Source organism: Kitasatospora sp. NPDC054939 (assembly GCF_053610105.1).
In genome coordinates, this window is record NZ_JBSGXP010000170.1 from 1 (window position 1) to 18,529 (window position 18,529).

Annotated in this window: 15 protein-coding genes and 1 pseudogene; 9 read left to right on the forward strand and 7 right to left on the reverse strand. The window is 75.4% G+C overall.

All coding sequences use genetic code 11. The annotated features are described in order from the left end of the window. Positions 1 to 385: 385 nt before the first annotated feature. From ACWGB8_RS33160 to ACWGB8_RS33170, 3 genes are all read left to right on the forward strand, one after another. Complete coding sequence (locus ACWGB8_RS33160) at positions 386 to 1,273, forward strand: alpha/beta hydrolase (RefSeq protein ID WP_452217349.1); 888 nt, start codon at positions 386 to 388, stop codon at positions 1,271 to 1,273. 266 nt (positions 1,274 to 1,539) lie between these two features. Further along, on the forward strand, positions 1,540 to 2,781 hold the full coding sequence (locus tag ACWGB8_RS33165; protein ID WP_452217350.1) for an NAD(P)/FAD-dependent oxidoreductase: 1,242 nt from the start codon (positions 1,540 to 1,542) through the stop codon (positions 2,779 to 2,781). Between the two features lie 145 nt (positions 2,782 to 2,926). Beyond that, on the forward strand, positions 2,927 to 3,865 hold the full coding sequence (locus tag ACWGB8_RS33170) for a sigma-70 family RNA polymerase sigma factor (RefSeq protein ID WP_452217362.1): 939 nt from the start codon (positions 2,927 to 2,929) through the stop codon (positions 3,863 to 3,865). Between the two features lie 87 nt (positions 3,866 to 3,952). Here the strand turns inward: ACWGB8_RS33170 and def are convergent, their stop codons facing one another. Further along, on the reverse strand, positions 3,953 to 4,630 hold the full coding sequence (gene def / locus ACWGB8_RS33175; protein ID WP_452217351.1) for a peptide deformylase: 678 nt from the start codon (positions 4,628 to 4,630) through the stop codon (positions 3,953 to 3,955). A gap of 268 nt (positions 4,631 to 4,898) precedes the next feature. On the opposite strand from def, the gene ACWGB8_RS33180 reads away from it, so the two are divergent. Next, complete coding sequence (locus tag ACWGB8_RS33180) at positions 4,899 to 5,258, forward strand: glyoxalase superfamily protein (RefSeq protein WP_452217352.1); 360 nt, start codon at positions 4,899 to 4,901, stop codon at positions 5,256 to 5,258. Positions 5,259 to 5,384: 126 nt separating this feature from the next. Here the strand turns inward: ACWGB8_RS33180 and ACWGB8_RS33185 are convergent, their stop codons facing one another. The 4 genes from ACWGB8_RS33185 to ACWGB8_RS33200 all read right to left on the reverse strand — a co-directional run bounded on the left by ACWGB8_RS33185 (position 5,385) and on the right by ACWGB8_RS33200 (position 11,646). Then, positions 5,385 to 7,928: an ABC transporter permease gene (locus ACWGB8_RS33185; protein ID WP_452217353.1), complete on the reverse strand. Its 2,544-nt coding sequence runs from the start codon at positions 7,926 to 7,928 to the stop codon at positions 5,385 to 5,387. A gap of 108 nt (positions 7,929 to 8,036) precedes the next feature. Then, complete coding sequence (locus ACWGB8_RS33190; protein ID WP_452217354.1) at positions 8,037 to 8,945, reverse strand: ABC transporter ATP-binding protein; 909 nt, start codon at positions 8,943 to 8,945, stop codon at positions 8,037 to 8,039. Between the two features lie 212 nt (positions 8,946 to 9,157). Then, on the reverse strand, positions 9,158 to 9,832 hold the full coding sequence (locus ACWGB8_RS33195; protein ID WP_452217355.1) for a response regulator: 675 nt from the start codon (positions 9,830 to 9,832) through the stop codon (positions 9,158 to 9,160). Beyond that, a complete protein-coding gene (locus ACWGB8_RS33200) occupies positions 9,829 to 11,646 on the reverse strand; it encodes an ATP-binding protein (RefSeq protein ID WP_452217363.1) in 1,818 nt (605 codons plus the stop codon). Before ACWGB8_RS33200 ends, ACWGB8_RS33195 begins: the two co-directional genes overlap by 4 nt. 392 nt (positions 11,647 to 12,038) lie before the next feature. Between ACWGB8_RS33200 and ACWGB8_RS33205 the strand changes: the two genes are divergently transcribed. From ACWGB8_RS33205 to ACWGB8_RS33220, 4 genes are all read left to right on the forward strand, one after another. Next, on the forward strand, positions 12,039 to 13,463 hold the full coding sequence (locus tag ACWGB8_RS33205) for an MFS transporter (RefSeq protein ID WP_452217356.1): 1,425 nt from the start codon (positions 12,039 to 12,041) through the stop codon (positions 13,461 to 13,463). Positions 13,464 to 13,686: 223 nt separating this feature from the next. Beyond that, a complete protein-coding gene (locus ACWGB8_RS33210) occupies positions 13,687 to 14,640 on the forward strand; it encodes a hypothetical protein (RefSeq protein WP_452217357.1) in 954 nt (317 codons plus the stop codon). Between the two features lie 349 nt (positions 14,641 to 14,989). After that, positions 14,990 to 15,889, forward strand: coding sequence for a LysR substrate-binding domain-containing protein (locus ACWGB8_RS33215; RefSeq protein ID WP_452217358.1), 900 nt, complete (start codon positions 14,990 to 14,992; stop codon positions 15,887 to 15,889). A gap of 117 nt (positions 15,890 to 16,006) precedes the next feature. Further along, on the forward strand, positions 16,007 to 16,792 hold the full coding sequence (locus ACWGB8_RS33220) for a tetratricopeptide repeat protein (RefSeq protein WP_452217359.1): 786 nt from the start codon (positions 16,007 to 16,009) through the stop codon (positions 16,790 to 16,792). A gap of 15 nt (positions 16,793 to 16,807) precedes the next feature. Here the strand turns inward: ACWGB8_RS33220 and ACWGB8_RS33225 are convergent, their stop codons facing one another. Continuing rightward, on the reverse strand, positions 16,808 to 17,098 hold the full coding sequence (locus ACWGB8_RS33225; protein ID WP_452217360.1) for a hypothetical protein: 291 nt from the start codon (positions 17,096 to 17,098) through the stop codon (positions 16,808 to 16,810). 307 nt (positions 17,099 to 17,405) lie between these two features. On the opposite strand from ACWGB8_RS33225, the gene ACWGB8_RS33230 reads away from it, so the two are divergent. After that, a complete protein-coding gene (locus tag ACWGB8_RS33230; RefSeq protein WP_452217361.1) occupies positions 17,406 to 18,077 on the forward strand; it encodes a GOLPH3/VPS74 family protein in 672 nt (223 codons plus the stop codon). Between the two features lie 86 nt (positions 18,078 to 18,163). Here the strand turns inward: ACWGB8_RS33230 and ACWGB8_RS33235 are convergent. Next, positions 18,164 to 18,529: pseudogene (locus ACWGB8_RS33235) on the reverse strand (ABC transporter substrate-binding protein); the annotation flags it as partial.

Here is an 18,529-nt window from a genome sequence, read left to right on the forward strand (position 1 = left end):
CGTCGGCGCCGCCCCGGTACCGGGGCGGCGCCGTCCGGGTGGTGTCCGCACTTACCGAGTGGTCCACACCTACCGAGTGGCGTCCGCGACTGCCGGTGCTCAGCGGCGCCGGCTTCGGCGACCCGACGGACCGGAGCCCCCGCCCAGCACCTGCCCTCCCCGTGCACCCACCCGACGACCGCCGCATCGGCGGGCCCCGGCCGGGCACCCGGGAACAATTCGCTTGGCGGTTCGTCAGCTCCGGGCTAGCATCGCGATCATGTACTCCGTCATCCACACCTGGCAGGCCGTCCGTACCCGGTCGGCGTTCTGACCCCGGTACCGGCCTTCACCGCCACCGGGGCACACGTCCACCGTTCGCCTCCGGATGACGAGGAACTCCATCATGCGCACAACCCCGCGCCCCGCTTTCGTGTTCGTGCACGGCGCCTCCAGCAACGCCCGCGCCTGGGGCCCGCTGCAGAACGAACTGGCCCTGCTCGGGTACCGCTCGTACGCCGTCGACCTGCCCGGCCACGGCGACCGGGCCGAAATCCCGGCCGCCTACTACCAGCAGCCCCAGGACCTCGCGGCCCTCGCCGCCGCACCGTCCCCGCTGCGTGACGTCACGCTGCAGGACAACGTGGACCACGTCGTGGACGCCCTGCACCGGCTGGCCCCGTGGGGGCCGGTCGTGCTGGTCGGCAACAGCTTCGGCGGCCTGACGATCAGCGCCGTCGCCAACGCCGTCCCCGACCTGCTGCACCGGGTGGTCTACCTGTCCGCCGCCTGCCTCAGCGACCCGGCCATGCTCACCGAGCCGTGGGGGGTCGACGACGACGGCCTGCTCGGCGCCGCGGTGGCGGACATCGCCGTCCCCGGGGTGCCCGATCCCGGTGTGGTCCGGCTGAACTGGCGCCGTGCCCACGCCGATCCGGCGCTGTTCGCCCGGCTGAAGGAGGCGATCATGGCCGACTCCACCGACCACCGGTTCCGGCTGCTGCTGGACTCGATGGACCCGGACGAGAAGCACTCCCTGCTGGGACCGGAGGCCCTGGTCCGCGCCGAGTCGTGGGGACGCGTCCCGCACACGTACGTGCGCCTCTCCGAGGACCGCAGCATCGTCCCCGCCCTACAGGACTTCATGATCCGCAAGGCGGACGCGCTCACCCCGGACAACCCGTTCGACGTCCGCACCCTGGCGGCCTCGCACGTCGGCTACTTCAGCCGGCCGCAACCGTTCGCGGAGCTGCTGGCCGGCCTCGACCGAACCCCTGGGGCCCTGACCCCCTGACCCTCTGAACCCCCGGGCCCTGAACCGACTCGTGCGGCCCGACCGCCCCCGCCGCCCCGCGCGGCGGGGGCGCCACGGGGTGGGTGGTGCCGACGGCTGCCCGTACGGACCACCTCGGCCCGGTCCTGCGTCTGCGCCTGGCCCGGGGACGTCGCCGGAATGCCCGGCAGGCACGTGACCCGGATCACAGGGAGTTCCTGTCAGCAATCGGGGGGCTGCTCCGCTCAAGTCACCGGGAGCAAGCCCACCGAACAGGAGCACACGCCATGAAGCACCGCATCGTCGTCCTCGGCGCCGGCTACGCCGGGGCCTACGTCGCCGGGAACCTGGCCCGGCAGCTGTCCCCGGCGGACACCGAGATCACCGTCGTCAACGCCGTGCCGGACTTCGTCGAGCGGCTGCGGCTGCACCAACTCGCGGCCGGCCACCGGATCGAGGCCCGGAAGCTCGCCGACGTCTTCGCGGGCACGGGGATCCGGCTGCGCCTGGCCCGGGTCACGGCCGTCGACCCCGAACGCCGGGTCGTCGCCGTGGCCGATGCCGACGGGGGCGGCGAACTCGGCTACGACACGCTCGTCCACGCGCTCGGCAGCCGCGTCGCCGACGGCGGTGTCCCCGGCGTGGCCGAGCACGCCTTCGACGTCGCCGGCCGGCCCTCGGCGCTGCGCCTGCGCGACCGCCTGGACGCCTTGGACGGTCTGGACGGGCGGGGCGAGCGGGCCGGGCAGGGCCTGGGCGGGCGGGGCGTGGGCACGAGCGTGCTGGTCGTCGGCGACGGGTTCACCGGTATCGAGACCGCCACCGAGATCGCCGAATCCCGGCCCGGTCTGTCGGTGACGCTGGTCGCCCGCGGCGAGTTGGGCGCCCGGCTCTCCCCCGGAGCCCGCAGCCACCTGCGGCGGGCCTGCGACCGGCTGGGCATCACCGTCGTGGAGCACACCGTCGTCGAGACCGTCGAAGCGGGCCGGGTGCTGTGCGCCGACGGCACCGCCCTGGCCTCCGACGCAACCGTGTGGACGGCGGGTTTCGCCGTCGACCCCGTCGCCGCAGCCGCCGGCCTGGAGGTCACCGACGACGGTCGGGTCGTCGTCGACCGCACCATGCGGTCGGTATCCCATCCCGACGTCTACGCCGTCGGCGACAGCGCCTTCGCCATCGGCGACAACGGCCTGCCGCTGCCGATGTCCTGCGCCTCGGCCGGCTTCACCGGCCGACAGGCGATCACCGCGATCATCGGCCGCCTGACCGGCCGCGAGGTCACCCGCACCAAGCTGGAGTACGTGGCCAACCACATCAGCCTCGGGCGGCGGGACGCGATCCTGCAGACGGTCGACGGCGAAGGGCACGCGAAGCCGACGTACCTGGGCGGCCGAAAGGCGGCACGGTTCAAGGCGGGAGTCCTCAGGATGTCTCTCTGGGCCACCTCGCACCCGACCTTCGGCCTTCCCAAGCGCAAGCACCGCCTGCATGCACCGAATGCAGCCACCCCGAACTCGGCCGCGGCCTAGGGTGTTCCCCGTGGACACCACCGCCGACGACCGCTTTGCCGGCCACCGCTTTGCCGGCGACCGTTCCGATACCGGCCACTCCGAGGCCCGCCGCTCCGCCGACGACCGCTCCGCCGCCGGCCGCTCCGCCAGCCATCGTTTCGCCATCGATCGTTTCGACACCGATCGCTTCGAGGCCGGCCGCGCCCGGCTGGCCTCCCTGGCGTACCGACTGCTGGGCTCGGCCGTCGACGCCGAGGACGTCGTGCAGGACGCGTTCCTGCGCTGGCAGGCCGCCGACCGGCAGTGGATCGAGGTACCGGAAGCATGGCTGACCAAGGTCGTCACCAACCTGTGCCTCGACCGGCTCCGCTCCGCCCAGGCCCGCCGCGAACGCACCGCCGGCGCCTGGCTGCCCGAACCGCTGCTCGACGGCGACCCGATGCTTGGACCGGCCGACACCGTCGAGCAACGCGAATCCGTCTCCCTCGCCGTGCTGACCCTGATGGAGCGCCTCTCGCCCCTCGAACGGGCCGTCTACCTCCTGCGCGAGGCGTTCTCCTACGGTCACGCCGAGATCGCCGAGATCCTCGACATCACCGAGTCCGCCAGCCAGCAGCACCTCCACCGGGCCCGGCACCGCATCACCGCCGCGCGACGCCGCGCGGGCGAGGTCGACCGGGCAGCCGCCCGCAGGATCGTCGAGGAGTTCCTCGCCGCCGCCTCCTCCGGCCGCACCGAACGGTTGGTCGCCCTGCTCACCGACGACGCGATCGCGATCTCCGACGGCGCCGGGCTGGCCAAGCGGCTTCTGCAGTACGACACCCCGCATCGCATCGCCGCCGTCGCACGGGCCGGCTTCAAACCCACAGCGGCGAAGCGGCGGCTGGCCGGTGGCACACCCGCCGTCCACTACGCGCTGGTGAACGGCGCGCCCGCCGTCCTCTTCGTGGTCGGTGACCGGGTCGTCGGCAGCGTGACGTTCGACCTCGCCGACGGCAGGATCACGACCGTCCGCGGCATCGCCGCGCCCGCCCGCCTGGTCCGCCTCGGCGAAGCCTGGCGCGGGCGGGAACCGGACGCGCCGCTGATCGCCGCATGGTGACCCGGCACGGACGCGGCCGGGCGCGGACGCGGGTTCCGGCGGCCGGGTCCGGGGGCAGGGTCCGGGCGCGGGTTCCCCGGGGGCGGGCTACTCCTCGTCGAGGTGCTTGGCGCCCATGTCCTCGGCGCGGGCGCGGCGCCGGGCGTGGACCTCGGTGCGCTGTTCGGCGGTTTCGGCGAGCACCGCGCGGCGGACGCGGTCGGACAGCCGGTCGACGTACAGCATGCCGTTGAGGTGGTCGGTCTCGTGCTGGAGGCAGCGGGCGAAGTAGCCGGTGCCCTCGATCACCAGCTCCTTGCCGTCCTTGTCGACGCCGCGGGCCACGGCGCGGTCGGCCCGGTCGAGTTCGCGGCGCGGGCCGGGCACGGAGAGGCATCCCTCGCTCCCGTCGAGCAGGCGGCGCGGGCCGGTCGGCTCGTCGAGCACGGGGTTCAGGATGTGCCCGACGTGCCGGACGCCGTCGTCGTCGGTGCAGTCGAAGACGAACAGGCGCAGGTCGACGTCGACCTGGTTCGCGGCGAGTCCGACGCCCTGGGCGACGTACATGGTGAGGAACATGTCGTCGATCAGCTGGGACAGTTCGGCGGTCCCGAACGCGGTCACCGGGCGGCACGGGCGGTGCAGGACGTCCTCGCCGACCTCGGTGATCCGCAGGACCCGCCCCCGGGCGGCCTCGGGCGCCTGCTGGGGGTAGGCGTCGACGGGGCTCCCTTGGACGCGGACCCGCCGGTCGGACGGGAGGGCTGCACGGGACGGCCAGGCCATGGCTGGGGCCTCTCTTCGGTGTGCGGACGGTCTTCGGTGTGCGGACGGGGCAGCCGGCCGGGGCAGGCTGTCGGCCGCGCCCCGGGGTGCAGGACGATCGTAGTTGCGGAGCCGTCCGGTAGTTGACACGCCGTTGGTGCGGGACCGCCCACGACGCCCGCCGGGGAGTACCGAGGAATGCCGGGGAATACCGGGGAGTGCCGGGGAGTACCAGAGCGTGCCGAGGAGTGCCGGGGTCGACCCCGGGCGGTCTGCGCCGATGGCCGCCATGGACAACACCATGGACACCCTGGAAACGGACGAAGAGGTCATCCCCGTACTGCACGTCGCGGACGCTGCCGCGGCGGTCGGGTGGTACGGCCGCCTGGGGTTCGTCCAGCAGTGGGAGCACCGCTTCGGGCCCGGGTTCCCCGCCTTCGTCGAGGTGGCCCGGGGGCGGGTGAAGCTGTTCCTGTCCGAGCACACCGGGGACGCCCGGCCCGACACCCTGGTGTACCTGCGGGTGCGCGAGGTCGACGCGGTAGCGGCGGAGTTCGGGGTGGCGGTGGAGGAGCAGCCCTGGGCGCGGGAGGTGGAGCTGCGCGATCCCGACGGCAACCGCCTGCGGGTGGGCACCCCGACCGGCTGACCGCGCCGCGCCCGCCGCCCCGATTCGGCGGATCCGGCACGGAGCAGCGGGCGGGCAGGCCGGCGGTGGTGAGCGGGGCGGACGGGGCGGGCAAGCGCGCGGGCCGACGACGGCGAGCGGGACCGGTCAGTGGGCTGCCGCGGCGCGGCGGGCCGGGAGGGCTGCCGCTGCCACGCCCGCCCCGAGGGAGAGCAGGACGACGAGGGCCAGCGTCCCCCACGGGAGCGCGAAGCTGTACTGGGGTATCGCTCCGTTGGCGAGTCCGCTGATCCGCCACGCCCCGAACAGGCCGCCGACGAGGCCCAGCAGGGTGCCGTAGCCGGCGACGACGAGTGATTCGAGGCGGATCATGCGGCGGACGGCCGCGCGATCCATGCCGATGGCGCGCAGCATCCCGATCTCCCTGGTCCGTTCGGCGACCGACATGGCGAGGGTGTTGACCATGCCGAGGGCGGAGACGGCGACGCCGATGGCGAGGAGTCCGAAGACCAGGGTCATCAGGTCGCCGGCAGTACCGGCCTGTTCGCGGACGAGCCGGGCACGGTCCTGGACCTTCAGCAGGGGGCTGTTGTCGACGGCTGCGCGCAGCTGCCGCTCCAGCCCGGCGGAGGTGGTGCCGTGGTCGGTGGCGACGAGGATGCGCTGCACCGAGTCCCGCAGGAACCCGTGGTGCTGGACGTCGCTGCGGTGGGCGAGGACGTCCTGGGCCGTGGGGTTGTCCCGGTAGATACCGACGACGGTGTACGGGCGGTCGCGGTCGCCTGCTCCGGGGCCGATGCTCGCATCGATCCGGTCGCCGACGGCGAGCCGGTTCTCACGGGCGAAGGTGCTGGAGACGGCGATCCGGCCCGGTGCGATGCCGTCGGCGGAGCCGTCGGTGAAGCGGAGCTCCATGACAGCGCGGACCGTCGTGGGGTCGACGCCGGAGACCTGCCGGGCGAGGGCGCCGGTGGAGATGGTGGAGTCGGCGACGGCGGAGGCGGTGGTGACGCCGGGGAGGGCGGCTATCCGCCGGGTGGCGGCCGGGTCGACGGCGGTGGTGGTGTTGCGGGTGCTGATGACGTAGTCGGCGCTGAGTCCGGCGGCGGCCTGGGCGTCCAGGGCACGGCCCGAGGAGTGCTCGACGGCGGCGAGTCCGGAGACCAGCGCGGTGCTGATCATCAGGGCGACGGCGGTGGCGGCGGTGCGCCGGGGGTCGCGCAGCGCGTTGTCGCGGGCGAGTTCGCCGAGTACACCGAGCCGGGCGGTGAACCGGCCGACCAGGCGGACGACCGGGCCGGCGAGCAGCGGCGCCAGCAGGATGAGGCCGGTGCCGAGGAGGCCGCAGCCGAGCATCGCGGTCCGCAGGTTCGCGTCGGAGGCGTCCTTGGCGTCGCCGAGGGAGAGCAGCAGGCCGGTCGCGGCGAGGACGGCGGTCGCGCCGATGGCGCCGCGGAGCCCGGAGAGGGCCGCGGGGGCGGGCTGCTCGGTGCTGCGCATGGCTTCGACGGGGGCGATCCGGGCGGCGCGGCGGGAGGGGAGCCAGGCGGCGAGGACGGTGACGCCGACCCCGACGAGGAGGGAGGCGAGCACGGGGGCGGGGCCGATCACCAGTGGGCCGCGCGGCAGCACGTCGTCGCCGCTGGCGAGCAGGGCGGGCAGGGCGGTGGCGACGCCGAGCCCGAGGAGGAATCCGGCCGCCGAGGCGGCGAGGCCGGTGAGGGCCGCCTCGGCGAGCACCGAGCCGACCACCTGGCGGCGGCTCGCGCCGATGGCCCGGAGCAGCGCGATCTCCCGGGAGCGGCGTGTGACGAGCATGGTGAAGGTGTTGACGACGAGGAGCGAGCCGATGAAGAGCGACAGTGCGGCGAAGACCGCGGGCAGCCGGGCGTAGCTGCGGGTCCTGGTGTCGATCAGGACCGACTGCTGGGCGGCCTTCGCCCGGGCGGTGGTCGCCTCGGCCCGGTCGGGCGGCAGCAGGGGGCCGAGGCGCTGGGCGAGTTCGGCGGGGTCGGTGCCGGGTGTGGCGGTCAGGTCGATCGCGGTGTAGTGGCCGGGGGTGGCGAACAGCTTCTGCGCGGTGGCACGGTCGAAGACGGCGAGGGTGCCGCCCGCGGTGACCCGGGTGTCGTCGGTGCTGACGGTGCCGACCAGGCGCGGGTGCAGGACGGGGCCGTCGGAGGCCAGGGTGACGGTGTCGCCGAGGGTGTAGCCGCCGGCGGCGGCGGTGCCGCGGTCGAGGGCGACCTCGCCGTCGTTGCGCGGGGCGCGGCCGGAGGTCAGCGGGTGGCGGCGGTCGGTGCCGTCGGGGCCGGGCAGGTAGCCCGCGGCGAGTCGCCCCATCGGGTTGCCGGCCCGCATCGGGGTGCCGTCCTTGGCCGCGAGGGTCACCGAGCCGTCGACGGTCGGGCGGGCGGCGGCGACTCCCGGCACGGCGGCGAGCCTGGTGACGAGTGCGTCGTCGAGCACGCCGGCACGCTCGTCCGCGGGTGTGCCCGGCGGGTGGATCGGGTCGACGGTGACGGCGGTGTCGGCGAAGTCCTTCGCCATGGCGGCGCGGTGGGCGGCGGTGGTGGTGTCGGCGAAGACGAGTGAGCCGGAGACGAACGCGACTCCGAGGCAGACCGCGAGGACGGTCATGACGAGGCGGGCCTTGTGCGCGAGGACGTTGCGCAGGGCGGTTCGCAGCATGGTGGGCTTTCGGCAGGGTGCGGAGGGACGACGGATCCGGCGGCGCGGCCGGGCACGACGGTGGACGGTCGGCGGTGGAAGGACGGCGGGCGCCGAGCGGCGGGCGGCTCAGCCGGTCCGGTCGCTGGGGTCGGTGCGGTCGCCGGGGTCGGTGCGGTCGGGGGCCTCGAAGGCGAGCATCCGGTCCAGGACGGCGCCCGAGGTCGGTTGCTGCAGTTCGTCGACGAGGCGGCCGTCGGCGAGGAACACCACGCGGTCGGCGTGGGCCGCGGCCACCGGGTCATGGGTGACCATGACGACGGTCTGGCCGAGTTCGCGGACGGAGTCGCCCAGGAATCCGAGGAGTTCGGCGCCGGCGCGGGAGTCCAGGTTGCCGGTCGGCTCGTCGGCGAACACGATCTCCGGGCGGGAGGCCAGAGCGCGGGCCACGGCGACGCGCTGCTGCTGGCCGCCGGAGAGTTCGGCGGGCCGGTGGTTGAGCCGGCCCGCGAGTCCGACGGTGGCGATGACGGTGTCGAGCCAGCCCGGGTCGGGCCGTCGCCCTGCCAGCCGCAGCGGCAGGGTGATGTTCTCCAGCGCGGTCAGGGTGGGCAGCAGGTTGAAGCCCTGGAAGACGAAGCCGACCTTCTCCCGGCGCAGGCGGGTGAGCTGCCGGTCGTTCAGAGTGGACAGCTCGACGCCGCCGAGCCGCGCCGATCCCGAGGTGACGGAGTCCAGGCCGGCCATGCAGTGCATCAGCGTGGACTTGCCGGAGCCGGACGGCCCCATGACGGCGGTGAACCGGCCGCGCGCGAACTCCACGGTCACCGCGTCCAGGGCGGTGACGCGGGTCTCGCCGCTGCCGTACGCCTTGGTGAGTCCGGACGCACGGGCCGCCGGTTCGTGGCGATCAGCACGTTGGGCACGGTCGACGCGGTCGGCCGGTTCGTGGCCGGCCGGCGTACGGGGCGCAGGTGTACGGGACGCCGGCCGCCCGTCGGTGGTGGTGGTGCGGAATGGAGGGAAGGTCTGCGACATGGGTGGGTGCTCCGCCTGGATGCGACGGCCCGCACGAGAGTACTGCGGGCCCGGGACACCTCCATCCTCACAGCGCTGATCAGCGGAAACGTCGTCCTACAGGCGGTAGTTGGCCTCTGCCGAAGGGCCCACGAGCCCGGTCCGGTCTCTACCGAACGGCAGAGATCCGCAGATGGGTCTCTGCCCTCGGACAGGGCGGAGCGGTCGGTCCGTCAGCCGGCCAGGCCGGTCCGGTGGGCGAGCAGCGCGGCCTGCACCCGACTCGCCGATCCGGTCTTGTCCAGGATCGCGCCGACGTGGGTCTTGACCGTGCCCGTGCCGATGCCGAGCCGGGCGGCGATGTCCTGGTTCGACAGGCCCTCGCCGAGCATCGCCAGCACGTCCCGCTCCCGTCCGGTCAGACGGGCGATCCGCTCGTCGGCGAGGGCGTCCGCGGGCCGCGGGTCCCCGGCGCGCAGCATCCGGGCGACGACGGCCCCGGTCACGCCCGGGGAGAGCACGGCGTCCCCCGCGGCGGCGGCACGGACCGCGCTGATCAGTTCCTGCGGGCCGTCGTCCTTCAGCAGGAAGCCCGCGGCGCCCTCGCGCAGGGCGCGCACGACGTTGTCGTCGTCGCCGAAGGTGGTCAGCATCACCACCCGCGGCGCCGGATCGAGGGCGAGCAGCGGGGCGATGGCGGCCAGGCCGTCGCAGACCGGCATCCGGATGTCGAGCAGCACCACGTCGGGGTGGTGCCGGGCGGCCTCCTCGACGGCCCGCCGCCCGTCCGGGACCTCGGCGACGACCTCGATGCCGTCGGCGTGGCGCAGGATCAGTCGGACGCCGTGGCGGATCATCGTCTCGTCGTCGGCGAGCAGGACGCGGATCGGGCCGGTGGGTTCGGTCACGGGGTCTCCCAGGGTGCGGCGTCCCGGACCGACGGGACGCTGAAGCGGTCGACGGCGATGAGGCGTTGTGCCTGGTCGAAGCAGTAGCGGGCGACGGTGAGGCTGCCGGGGCGGGCCTCGGTGGCGCCGTTGAACGGGTAGATGCAGCCCACCGCTGCGGTGGGGCGCGGCGGTTCGTGTCCGGTGGCGGCGGCGCGGACCGCCGCGTTGTCGCGGATGCCCGCGCCCGTGACGTCGCCGTAGTCGGCCCCGACCGCGGGCAGCGGGCGCGGGCCGGCGTCCTCGCGCGGTGCGGAGGCGTGGACGAAGGCGGTGCCGAGGGCCATCAGGACGCTCAGCGCGGGCAGGCCGAGGGCGAGCGTGAGCGCCTGCGCGGTCGGGCGGCCGGCGGGCGCGGCGCCCGCGCCGTCACCGGTCACCCCATCGGCGGTCACCCCGCCACCGGTCGCCCCGAGCAGGTCCGGCGCGGGCACGTCCGCCCCGGGTAGGTCCGCCCAGGCCTCGTCCGCCCCGGGTACGCCAGGTGCGGCTCCCGGCCGGTGCGGAGCAGGGGCGTCGCCGGGTTCGGCGGGGACCGCGGCGTCCACCAGGAAGCCGCCGGACGGCAGTGGCGTGGCGTCGAAACTCCCCCCGAGCAGTGCCACCCGTTCCCGCAGGCCGACGAGGCCGCGGCCGGTTCCCGGGCTGTCGGCGGGCGCCTGGCCCGCGGGCGTCCGGTCGGCGGACACCTGGCCGGCAGGCACCCGGGGAGCGGGCGGGGCACCGTTGCGGACGGTGACCCGGACCGTCGCGTCGTCGTGGACGACGGCCACGGTGACGTGCGACCGGTTGGCATAGCGGTGGACGTTGGTGAGGGCCTCCCGCACCACCCGGTGGACGGCCCGGCGCACGGGTGCCCGGCGCTGGTCGAGGTCGGGCCCGGTCCAGTCCAGCCGGACGGCGATGCCGCCGGCCCGCGACTCCGCGACCAGCGTTTCGAGGTCGGCGCGGGTGCCGGTGGCGTCGGTGAGCGCGTCGGTGCCGGTGTCCCGGCCGAGCGGGCCGAGCACGCCGAGGGTCTGCCGCAGCTCGCGCATCGCGTCGCGCGTGGTGCGCCGCACCAGGACGGCCTCCTCCCGCAGTTCGGGGTCGGCGTCCCGGAGGGCGAGTTCCAGCCCGCCGGCGTGCAGCGAGATGAGGCTGAGCCGGTGGCCGACGAGGTCGTGCATCTCGGCGGCGATCCGGGCCCGCTCCTGGATGCGGGCCCCGCTGTCGGCGTACCGGCGGGCGCGCTCGGCCGCGTCGCCGCGTTCGCGCAGCGCCCGCACCAGGCGGCGCTGCTGCCCGTATGAGGTGCCGACCAGGCCGGGGACGAGCACCGCGACCGGGGTGAGGACAAGGCCGAGGGCCAGTCCGTACGGGGCGGGGCCGGGGCCGAGCCACGGTGCGGCGACCGTCGCGGCCAGGACGAGCAGGGCGGCCGCCGCGGCCAGCAGCCGGGCGCGGCGCCGTGCCTCGGTGGTCCGCCGCGCGACGGTGTAGGCGGTCGCCGCGGCGACCGGTCCGACGCAGGGGGCCGCGCCGGTCAGCGCGGCGAGGGCGAGCAGGACGGCCGCCGGGTGGCGGCGGCGCAGCGGGAACAGCGCGGCGCCGACCGCCAGCGCCGACAACTGGACGTAGGGCTCGGGGAGGAAGTCGAGGGCCCCGACGACGGCCCAGACCCCGAACCCGGCGAGCGCCACCCAGGCCGTCTGCGCGACGGTGCGGGCGGCCGTGCCGGGCAGCCCACCGGGCGGACGGCGGGTGGCGCGGCGCAGCGGAGGGGTACGGGGCAGGTCCACGCTGACCAGTATCGATTCCGGAGGCCGCTCCGGTGTGCGCCTCACGGCCGATCCGCTCCTCTACCGAAAGGCAGAGACCTGCGCTGCCGGAGTACCGCTCCGCAGCGTCGGCGGGGAGGGCGGCCGAGGACGGCGGCCGGGACGGCGGGCTGCACGGGCACGGGCCGGTCGAGCCGTCGGGCAGGTCGGGCAGGTCGGGCCGAGCAGCGCAGCCGCCACCCCGCACCAACACCTCGTTTCACAGCGACCCTTGACTTCAAGTCGACTTCACATCGAAGACTGTGGTTCGTCGGCGGCCGGTCGACGGCCCCGCAGCTCCGGCGGGGCGCCGTGTTCCCCCGCGCCGCCACCCACCGACATCCCGACCCACAGGAAGAGAGCGGGCGTTGCGCCATCCCAGTCTGTTCCGCGACCGACGGTTCGCCGTCCTGTTCACCGCCCGCACCGTGTCCGTGCTCGGCTCCGCGTTCGGGCCCGTGGCCCTCACCTTCGCGGTCCTGGACCTGCCGGGCGCCACCGCCGGGACGCTCACCCTCGTCCTGACCGCCCAGACCGTACCCGAGATCGCCCTCATGCTGATCGGCGGTGTCATCGCCGACCGGATCCCCCGGCACCTGCTCATGGCTGCTGCGGAGGTGACCTCGGCCCTGGCGTTCCTGGCGATGGCCGGGATGTTCCTCACCGGGCACACCCCGCTGCCCGCACTGATCGGCTGCGCCCTGGCCGTCGGCGCCTCGCTGGCGCTCTACTACCCGGCCCTCACCAGCATCGTCCCCGACGTCGTACCGGCCGACCGGCTGCAGGCCGCCAACGCCCTGCTGCGGCTGGGCATGAACGGCGCCCGGCTGCTCGGCCTCGCGCTCGCCGGCGCCGCCGTCGCCCTGGTCGGACCAGGCTGGGCGCTGGCCGCCAACGCCGCCGGGTTCCTGGTCTCCGCCGCACTGCTCGGCTCGCTGCGCCTCGGCCGCAAGCCCCGCGGGTCCGACGGCAACTCCGTCCTCGCGGACCTACGCGAGGGGTGGCACGAGTTCTCCAGCCGCAGCTGGCTCTGGGTGACGGTGCTCCAGTTCGCCGTGGTCATCGCCGCGATGCAGGCCGCGTACGGTGTGCTCGGTCCGGTGGTCGCCAAGGAGCACATGGGCGGGGCGCCCGCCTGGTCGATGGTGCTGCTCGGGCAGTCCGTCGGCACGCTGGTCGGCGTCCTGGTGGCGATGCGGATCCGCCCGCGCCGCCCGCTGCTCGTCGCCACGCCGATGGTGTTCACCATGGCCGTGCCGCTGCTGCTGCTCGGCCTGGCCGCCCCGCTCGCCGCGGTGGTCTCCGGAGCGTTCGTCCTGGGCGCCGCGCTCAGCACCTTCGGCGTCCTGTTCGAGACCACCATGCAACGGGAGATCCCCCGCGAGGCCCTCTCCCGCGTCGCCTCGTACGACGCGCTCGGGTCCTTCATGATCGGCCCGGTCGGTCTGCTCGCCGCCGCTCCGCTCTCCGCGGCGGTGGGGACGCGTCCCGCGCTCCTGCTGTGCGCGGCCCTGGTGGTCGCCGCCACCGCCGCCGCCCTGCTGGTCCCGGCCGTCCGCCGGCTGGCCCCCGCCCGGGCGTCGGAGGCCGTCACCGGCTCCGCGGCGCCGACCACCGAACCGGGGCGGAACACGGGCGCGCCCCCCGAACCGAACCCGGGCACGAACGCGGCCCCCGACGCGGGCCGGGGCACCGGCACGACCCCCGACACCGGCTGGGGCGCAAGCCCGGTCGGGAACCCGCTCGGTGCCGACTGCCCCGCCGACGCCGCGCCGCAGCCGGTGGCGCGCTGACCCTGCGCCAGCGCCACGCGAACCCCGGCCGCACCGCCGGGGTTCGCGTGCGCCACCGGCCGCGACCGGCCCCGGGCGACGACCGCGACGGCCCGCCACCGTCCGCCGACCGGGCGCCGCTGCGGGACCGTCTGTGTCGCTCCCGCCGGGGGCCCCGGCCGCCGTGCTCTGCTGGGGGTCCGCCGGACGCATCCGTGAGTCCGGCACTCCCTCAGGAGTCCCCGTGCCCCGAACCCCCCGCCTCGCCGGCGCCGTCGGCGCCGCGACCTTCGCCCTCGCCCTGCTCGCCGCCTCACCGGCCACCGCCGTGGCCCCGCCGCTGTCCGACGCCCGGATCCTGGTCCACCTCGACCTGGCCGCCGGCCAGATGCCCGAGAACAGCGCGACCGAGCCCGACGGCTCACTGGACGTCACCTTCCTCGCCGCCCACCAGCTCGCCCGGATCGGCCGTGACGGCTCCGTGACCGTCCTGGCCACCCTGCCGCCCGAGGCGAACCCGAACACCCCCATCGTCGGCATCGCCGCCGCCACCGGCATCGCCCGCGCACACGACGGCACGCTCTACGCCGCGTACGCCACCGGCACCGCCCTGACCGGCATCTACCGGTTGGACTGCCACGGCACCCTGGAACAGATCGCGGCGCTGCCGCCCGACGGGCTGCCGAACGGCCTCGCGCTCGACGAGGACGCCCGCGTGCTCTACTCCGCCGACTCCGCCCTGGGCGTGGTCCACCGGATCCCGCTGGACGGCGGCGCCCCCACGGTCTGGGCATCCGGCGCGGCCCTGCAGCCCTCCGGGTTCATCGGCGCCAACGGCCTCAAGGTGCACCGCGGCGCCGTCTGGGTCTCCAACAGCGACCACGCCACCCTGCTGCGCATCCCGATCCTCCCCGACGGCGCCGCCGGCACGGTCGGGACCAGGGTCGAAGACCTGACCGGCATCGACGACTTCACGTTCCCCGACCCGCACCGGGACACCGTGCTCGCCGCGCTCAACACCGGCAACCAGGTCGTCCACGTCCGGCCCGACGGCAGCCGGCGGACCGTGCTCACCGCCGACGACGGACTCACCAGCCCCACCTCGGTGGCCGTGCACGGGCGCACCGTCTTCGTCACCAGCGCCGCGTTCGCCCCGCCGCCGGACCCCAACGTCCTGGTCGCCCGCCTCCACCGCTGACCCGGCGCCGTACCCCGGGCCCGGTACCGCCTGCTGCCGCCCGTCCCGCGCCGGGGCGGGCGGTCGGCCGTCCCGACGACAGATCCGCCCGGACGAACGACCCCGGCGCACGGCCCCGCCTGACGGCCCGGGTGAACGGCCCCCGCGATCCGCCCGGACGAACGACCCCGGCGAACGGCCGGTACGGCCGGTGGCGGGTCGGCACCCGCCTGCCTCGCCTCGCGTCCGGATCGCCGCGCAGGTTCGGCGGGTTGCCGCCCTCGGCCGTGCACCGATGATCCAACCGGAGCGAATCCCAAGTCAATCCGCCGGTTTGCTGGGGAAGCTCCAAGCATTACCTTGGATCCCCGTGACCCTCGACGATCTCCGCGTCTTCGCCGCCGTGTGCCGGGCCGGCTCGCTCAGCGCGGTCGCCCGCGACCTCCACTGCACGCAGTCCGCCGTCAGCCAGCACGTGAAGCGGCTGGAGCGGGAACTCGGCCTCAGCCTGATCGAACGCCACCCGCGCGGCGTCGTACCGACCCAGGCCGGACACCTGCTGCGGGCCGCGATCGCCGACGGGCTCGGGGGCATCGACCACGCCCTGCGCCGCATCGACGAACTCGCCCGCGGGGCCGGCGGATCCGTCCGCATCACCACCGGCTCGACCAGCATCCGGCACTTCATGTCCGCGGCCGTGGTCGAATTCCGCCGGCACTTCCCCCGGGCCAGCCTGGAGTTCCAGACCGAGACCTCCAACCGCAGTTGCTTCGACGCCCTCGCCGCCGGCCGCGTGGACCTCGCCTGGGTCACCGTGGGTGCCCAGGTCCGCGGCATCGAACAGCGCCCCGTCGTGGAACTGCCGTGGGTGCTCGCGGTCGCCGCCGCCGACCCGCTCGCCACCCGGGACGTCGTCGACGCCGCCGACCTGCAGGAGGCCCGGCTCATCGGCCTGCCCCCGAACTCCACCTCCCGCTCCCGCGTCGACGCCTGGCTGGCGGACGCGGGGATCCGGCCGGTCTTCGACACCAGCGTCGCCGACTGGGACACCGCCGTCCTGCTGGCCGGGCTCGGCCTGGGACACGCCGTCGTCCCGGCCCTGCCCGACTGGCAGGAACCCGGCCGGCCCGGCCTGCGCCTCGTCCCGATCCCCGCACTTCCCGCCCTTACCGCAGGCTGGGCGGTACGCCACTGGGACGCCCTCACCCCGCTCGCCCGCGCCTTCGCCGAGACCGTCGCCCGCCACTGCACCCACCGGCCGACCGGCTGAGCACCGCCGGGCCCCGTCCGGCCGCGGCGGACCGCCCCGGGCCGTGCGCCAAGGACGCTACCGGGCACGGAGTTTGACGTCTTCCCCGGCGCGGGCCCGGGCGCCATCATGGTCCACATGCAGCGAGTGCCGAAGGCGTGGCGGTGGCCCCTGTGGGGGATCGTGCTCAGCGGGGTGGGCGCGCTGTTCGTGCCCGTGGGCGGGTGGCTCTGGGTGCACGCCCTGCTGGCGGTGAACGCGGTCCTCACCCTCGGGAGCATGGCGCACCGCGAGATCCCGTTCCCGGTGGCCCTGGCGCAGCTGCGGCTGGGCGGTGACGACCGGAACGTGCTGCGGGGCCGGGTCGCCTCCGCCGCCCTGTGCCTGCCGCGCGGCAAGGTCGGCCTCGCGCTGCTTCGGCTGCGCGCGGTGGTGCCGGAGCTGAGCCGGGCGCTGGGGCCGGAGGATCCGGACACGCTGTCGGCGCGCAGCCTGCTGCTGCAGCTGGAGGGGGCGACGGGCCGGCGCCCCGCGCACCTCCCCGCGCTGGAGTCGCTGCTCGCCGACCTGGACCGGGTGCTCGGCCCGGGCCACCCGGACACCCTGGCGGGCCGGTACGCGCTGGCCGAGTGGCTGGCCGACGACGGGCGGTTCGACGAGGCCGAGGCCGCCTACCGGCAGGTGATCTCCGCCGGGACGGAGCGCGTGGGCCCCGACAGCGACGTCACGCTGATCGCCCGCGCCTCGCTCGCCGCCCTGGGTCACGAACGCCCCGGTGGGGACCGGGCCGCCGCACTGGACGAGCTTTCCGCCGTGCTCGCCGACATGGAGCGCGCCCTGGGCCCGGGCAACCCGACCACGGCCGGCACCCGCCGACTGCTCACCCAGTGGAAGCGGGCCCAGGCGGGATCCGCCGCGAACTGAACCGGGGCCGGGCCGTCAGTCGCACGGCACCGCGTCGGCCGCACCCGGGTCGATCCGCGCACCACGGCGGTGGCGACGGGGTCCGGCGGCGCTCGCCCGGAGCGCCGCCGCGTCGACGGCCTCCTGCGCGCTGCCGGCCGGGACCACGAAGCTCTGGGTGCCGCGCACCCCGCCCGAGAAGGTCGGCATCGTCACCAGCCACCGCCGCTCGGGTCGCCACGCCCGGACCTCGGCGGCCGCCGGTACAGCGCCGGGCGGGCCGGGGCGGCGGGACAGCGGCGGGGCCGCCAGCGAGGCGAGGGCCATGGCATCTCCTGGGCCGGACGTTCGGTGGGGAGACCGGCTCCAGGGCGACGCGGGGGTGGGGCGGCGCGGGCACGGACGAGCACAGCGCGGGCCCAGGGTGGGGGTCGGCCCGCGCGTGCGAAGGCCTACTCTCGCGCGGCCGGCAACCGCCGTCAAGACTTGCCGCAAATTTCCGCAAGTACTTGCAGGCCGCGCGCACCCCGCGCCGTCCGGCCCGCGCACCCCGAGCTTTCCGGTCCGGGAACGTTCCGGGCTCCGGAATCGTCGCCTCCGAGGACACATGTTTCTTGATCACAAGGGGTGGGACATGACCGTCACGCTGAGCGAAGAGATCATGCTTCTGTCACTCGACGACGAGAACGGACAGGCGAAGGACCGGTGGACGATCGGCTGGATCGTCTCCGGCGGCCTGCTGTTGGAGCTGGCGCTCGCCGAACGCATCCGGGTCGCGGACGGGCGGCTGGAGGTCGCCGACGCCGCGCCGACCGGGTCCGCCCTGCTCGACGGCTGCCTGGAACGCCTCGCGGCCTGGATCGGGACCACCCGGTCGGCCACGGTCGCCAACTGGCTGCGCAAGGACCAGGGCAAGGCCGTCGAGACGACCCTGGCGAGCCTCTGTGCGCGGGGCATCGTCGTCGAGGAGCGGAACCGGGTGCTCGGCCTGTTCCCGGTCCGCCGCTACCCGGAGGCGGACGGCGCGGTCGAGCGGGAGCTGCGCGGCCGGCTCGCCGCCGCGGTCCTGGAGGGGGCCGAGCCGGACGACCGCACCCGCGGACTGATCGCCCTGCTCCACGGCGCCCGCCTGCGCCGACTCGCCTTCCCCGGCCTGCCGCGCACGCAGGTCGAGCCGCGGATGGCCGCGATCGCCGAGGGCGAGTGGGCGGGCGAGGCCGTCCGGGACGCGATCCGCACCACGCAGGCGGCGGTGCTGGCCGCCGCCACCACCGCCGCGGTGGCGGGGGCCGTCGCCGCGGGCTGAGGACCGACCCGGGCGCCGGGGGCCGCCCGCTGCTCGCGCGGCCCCGGACACCCCGGCCTCCCCGGCCCCCGGCCCCCGGCCCGGGGCTATTCCCGCAGGCCCGCCGCGGCACAGGCGGCGGCCCGGTCGGTGGTGCAGATGTCGGAGACCTTGTAGAGGCCGTCCACGACCACGGTGTCCCGGATGTTGGCCTTGGTGACGACCACCGGCCTCAGGAGGCGGGCGGGGATGTTCTCGTCGGTGGCGCTGTCGATGGTCGAGGGCGCCACCGTCTTGGCCTCCTCGCCGCGCAGCAGCGAGACCGCCATTTCGGCGGCGGAGTCGGCGAGCGGCTTGTACGCCTTGTAGACGGTGAAGGCCTGCTCGCCGGTGACGATCCGCTGGATCGCGTCGAGCCCGGCGTCCTGGCCGCCGACCGGCACGTTGATGCCCGCGCTCTTCAGCTGCGCGAT

What these genes read in the sequence shown, in the direction of transcription:
- ACWGB8_RS33225 (WP_452217360.1), bottom strand. Translation starts at nt 17,098, where the DNA reads ATGGCCCTCGCCTCGCTGGCGGCCCCGCCGCTGTCCCGCCGCCCCGGC.
- ACWGB8_RS33220 (WP_452217359.1), top strand. Translation starts at nt 16,007, where the DNA reads ATGCAGCGAGTGCCGAAGGCGTGGCGGTGGCCCCTGTGGGGGATCGTG.
- ACWGB8_RS33190 (WP_452217354.1), bottom strand. Translation starts at nt 8,945, where the DNA reads ATGTCGCAGACCTTCCCTCCATTCCGCACCACCACCACCGACGGGCGG.
- ACWGB8_RS33180 (WP_452217352.1), top strand. Translation starts at nt 4,899, where the DNA reads ATGGACAACACCATGGACACCCTGGAAACGGACGAAGAGGTCATCCCC.
- ACWGB8_RS33160 (WP_452217349.1), top strand. Translation starts at nt 386, where the DNA reads ATGCGCACAACCCCGCGCCCCGCTTTCGTGTTCGTGCACGGCGCCTCC.
- ACWGB8_RS33165 (WP_452217350.1), top strand. Translation starts at nt 1,540, where the DNA reads ATGAAGCACCGCATCGTCGTCCTCGGCGCCGGCTACGCCGGGGCCTAC.
- def (WP_452217351.1), bottom strand. Translation starts at nt 4,630, where the DNA reads ATGGCCTGGCCGTCCCGTGCAGCCCTCCCGTCCGACCGGCGGGTCCGC.
- ACWGB8_RS33185 (WP_452217353.1), bottom strand. Translation starts at nt 7,928, where the DNA reads ATGCTGCGAACCGCCCTGCGCAACGTCCTCGCGCACAAGGCCCGCCTC.
- ACWGB8_RS33230 (WP_452217361.1), top strand. Translation starts at nt 17,406, where the DNA reads ATGACCGTCACGCTGAGCGAAGAGATCATGCTTCTGTCACTCGACGAC.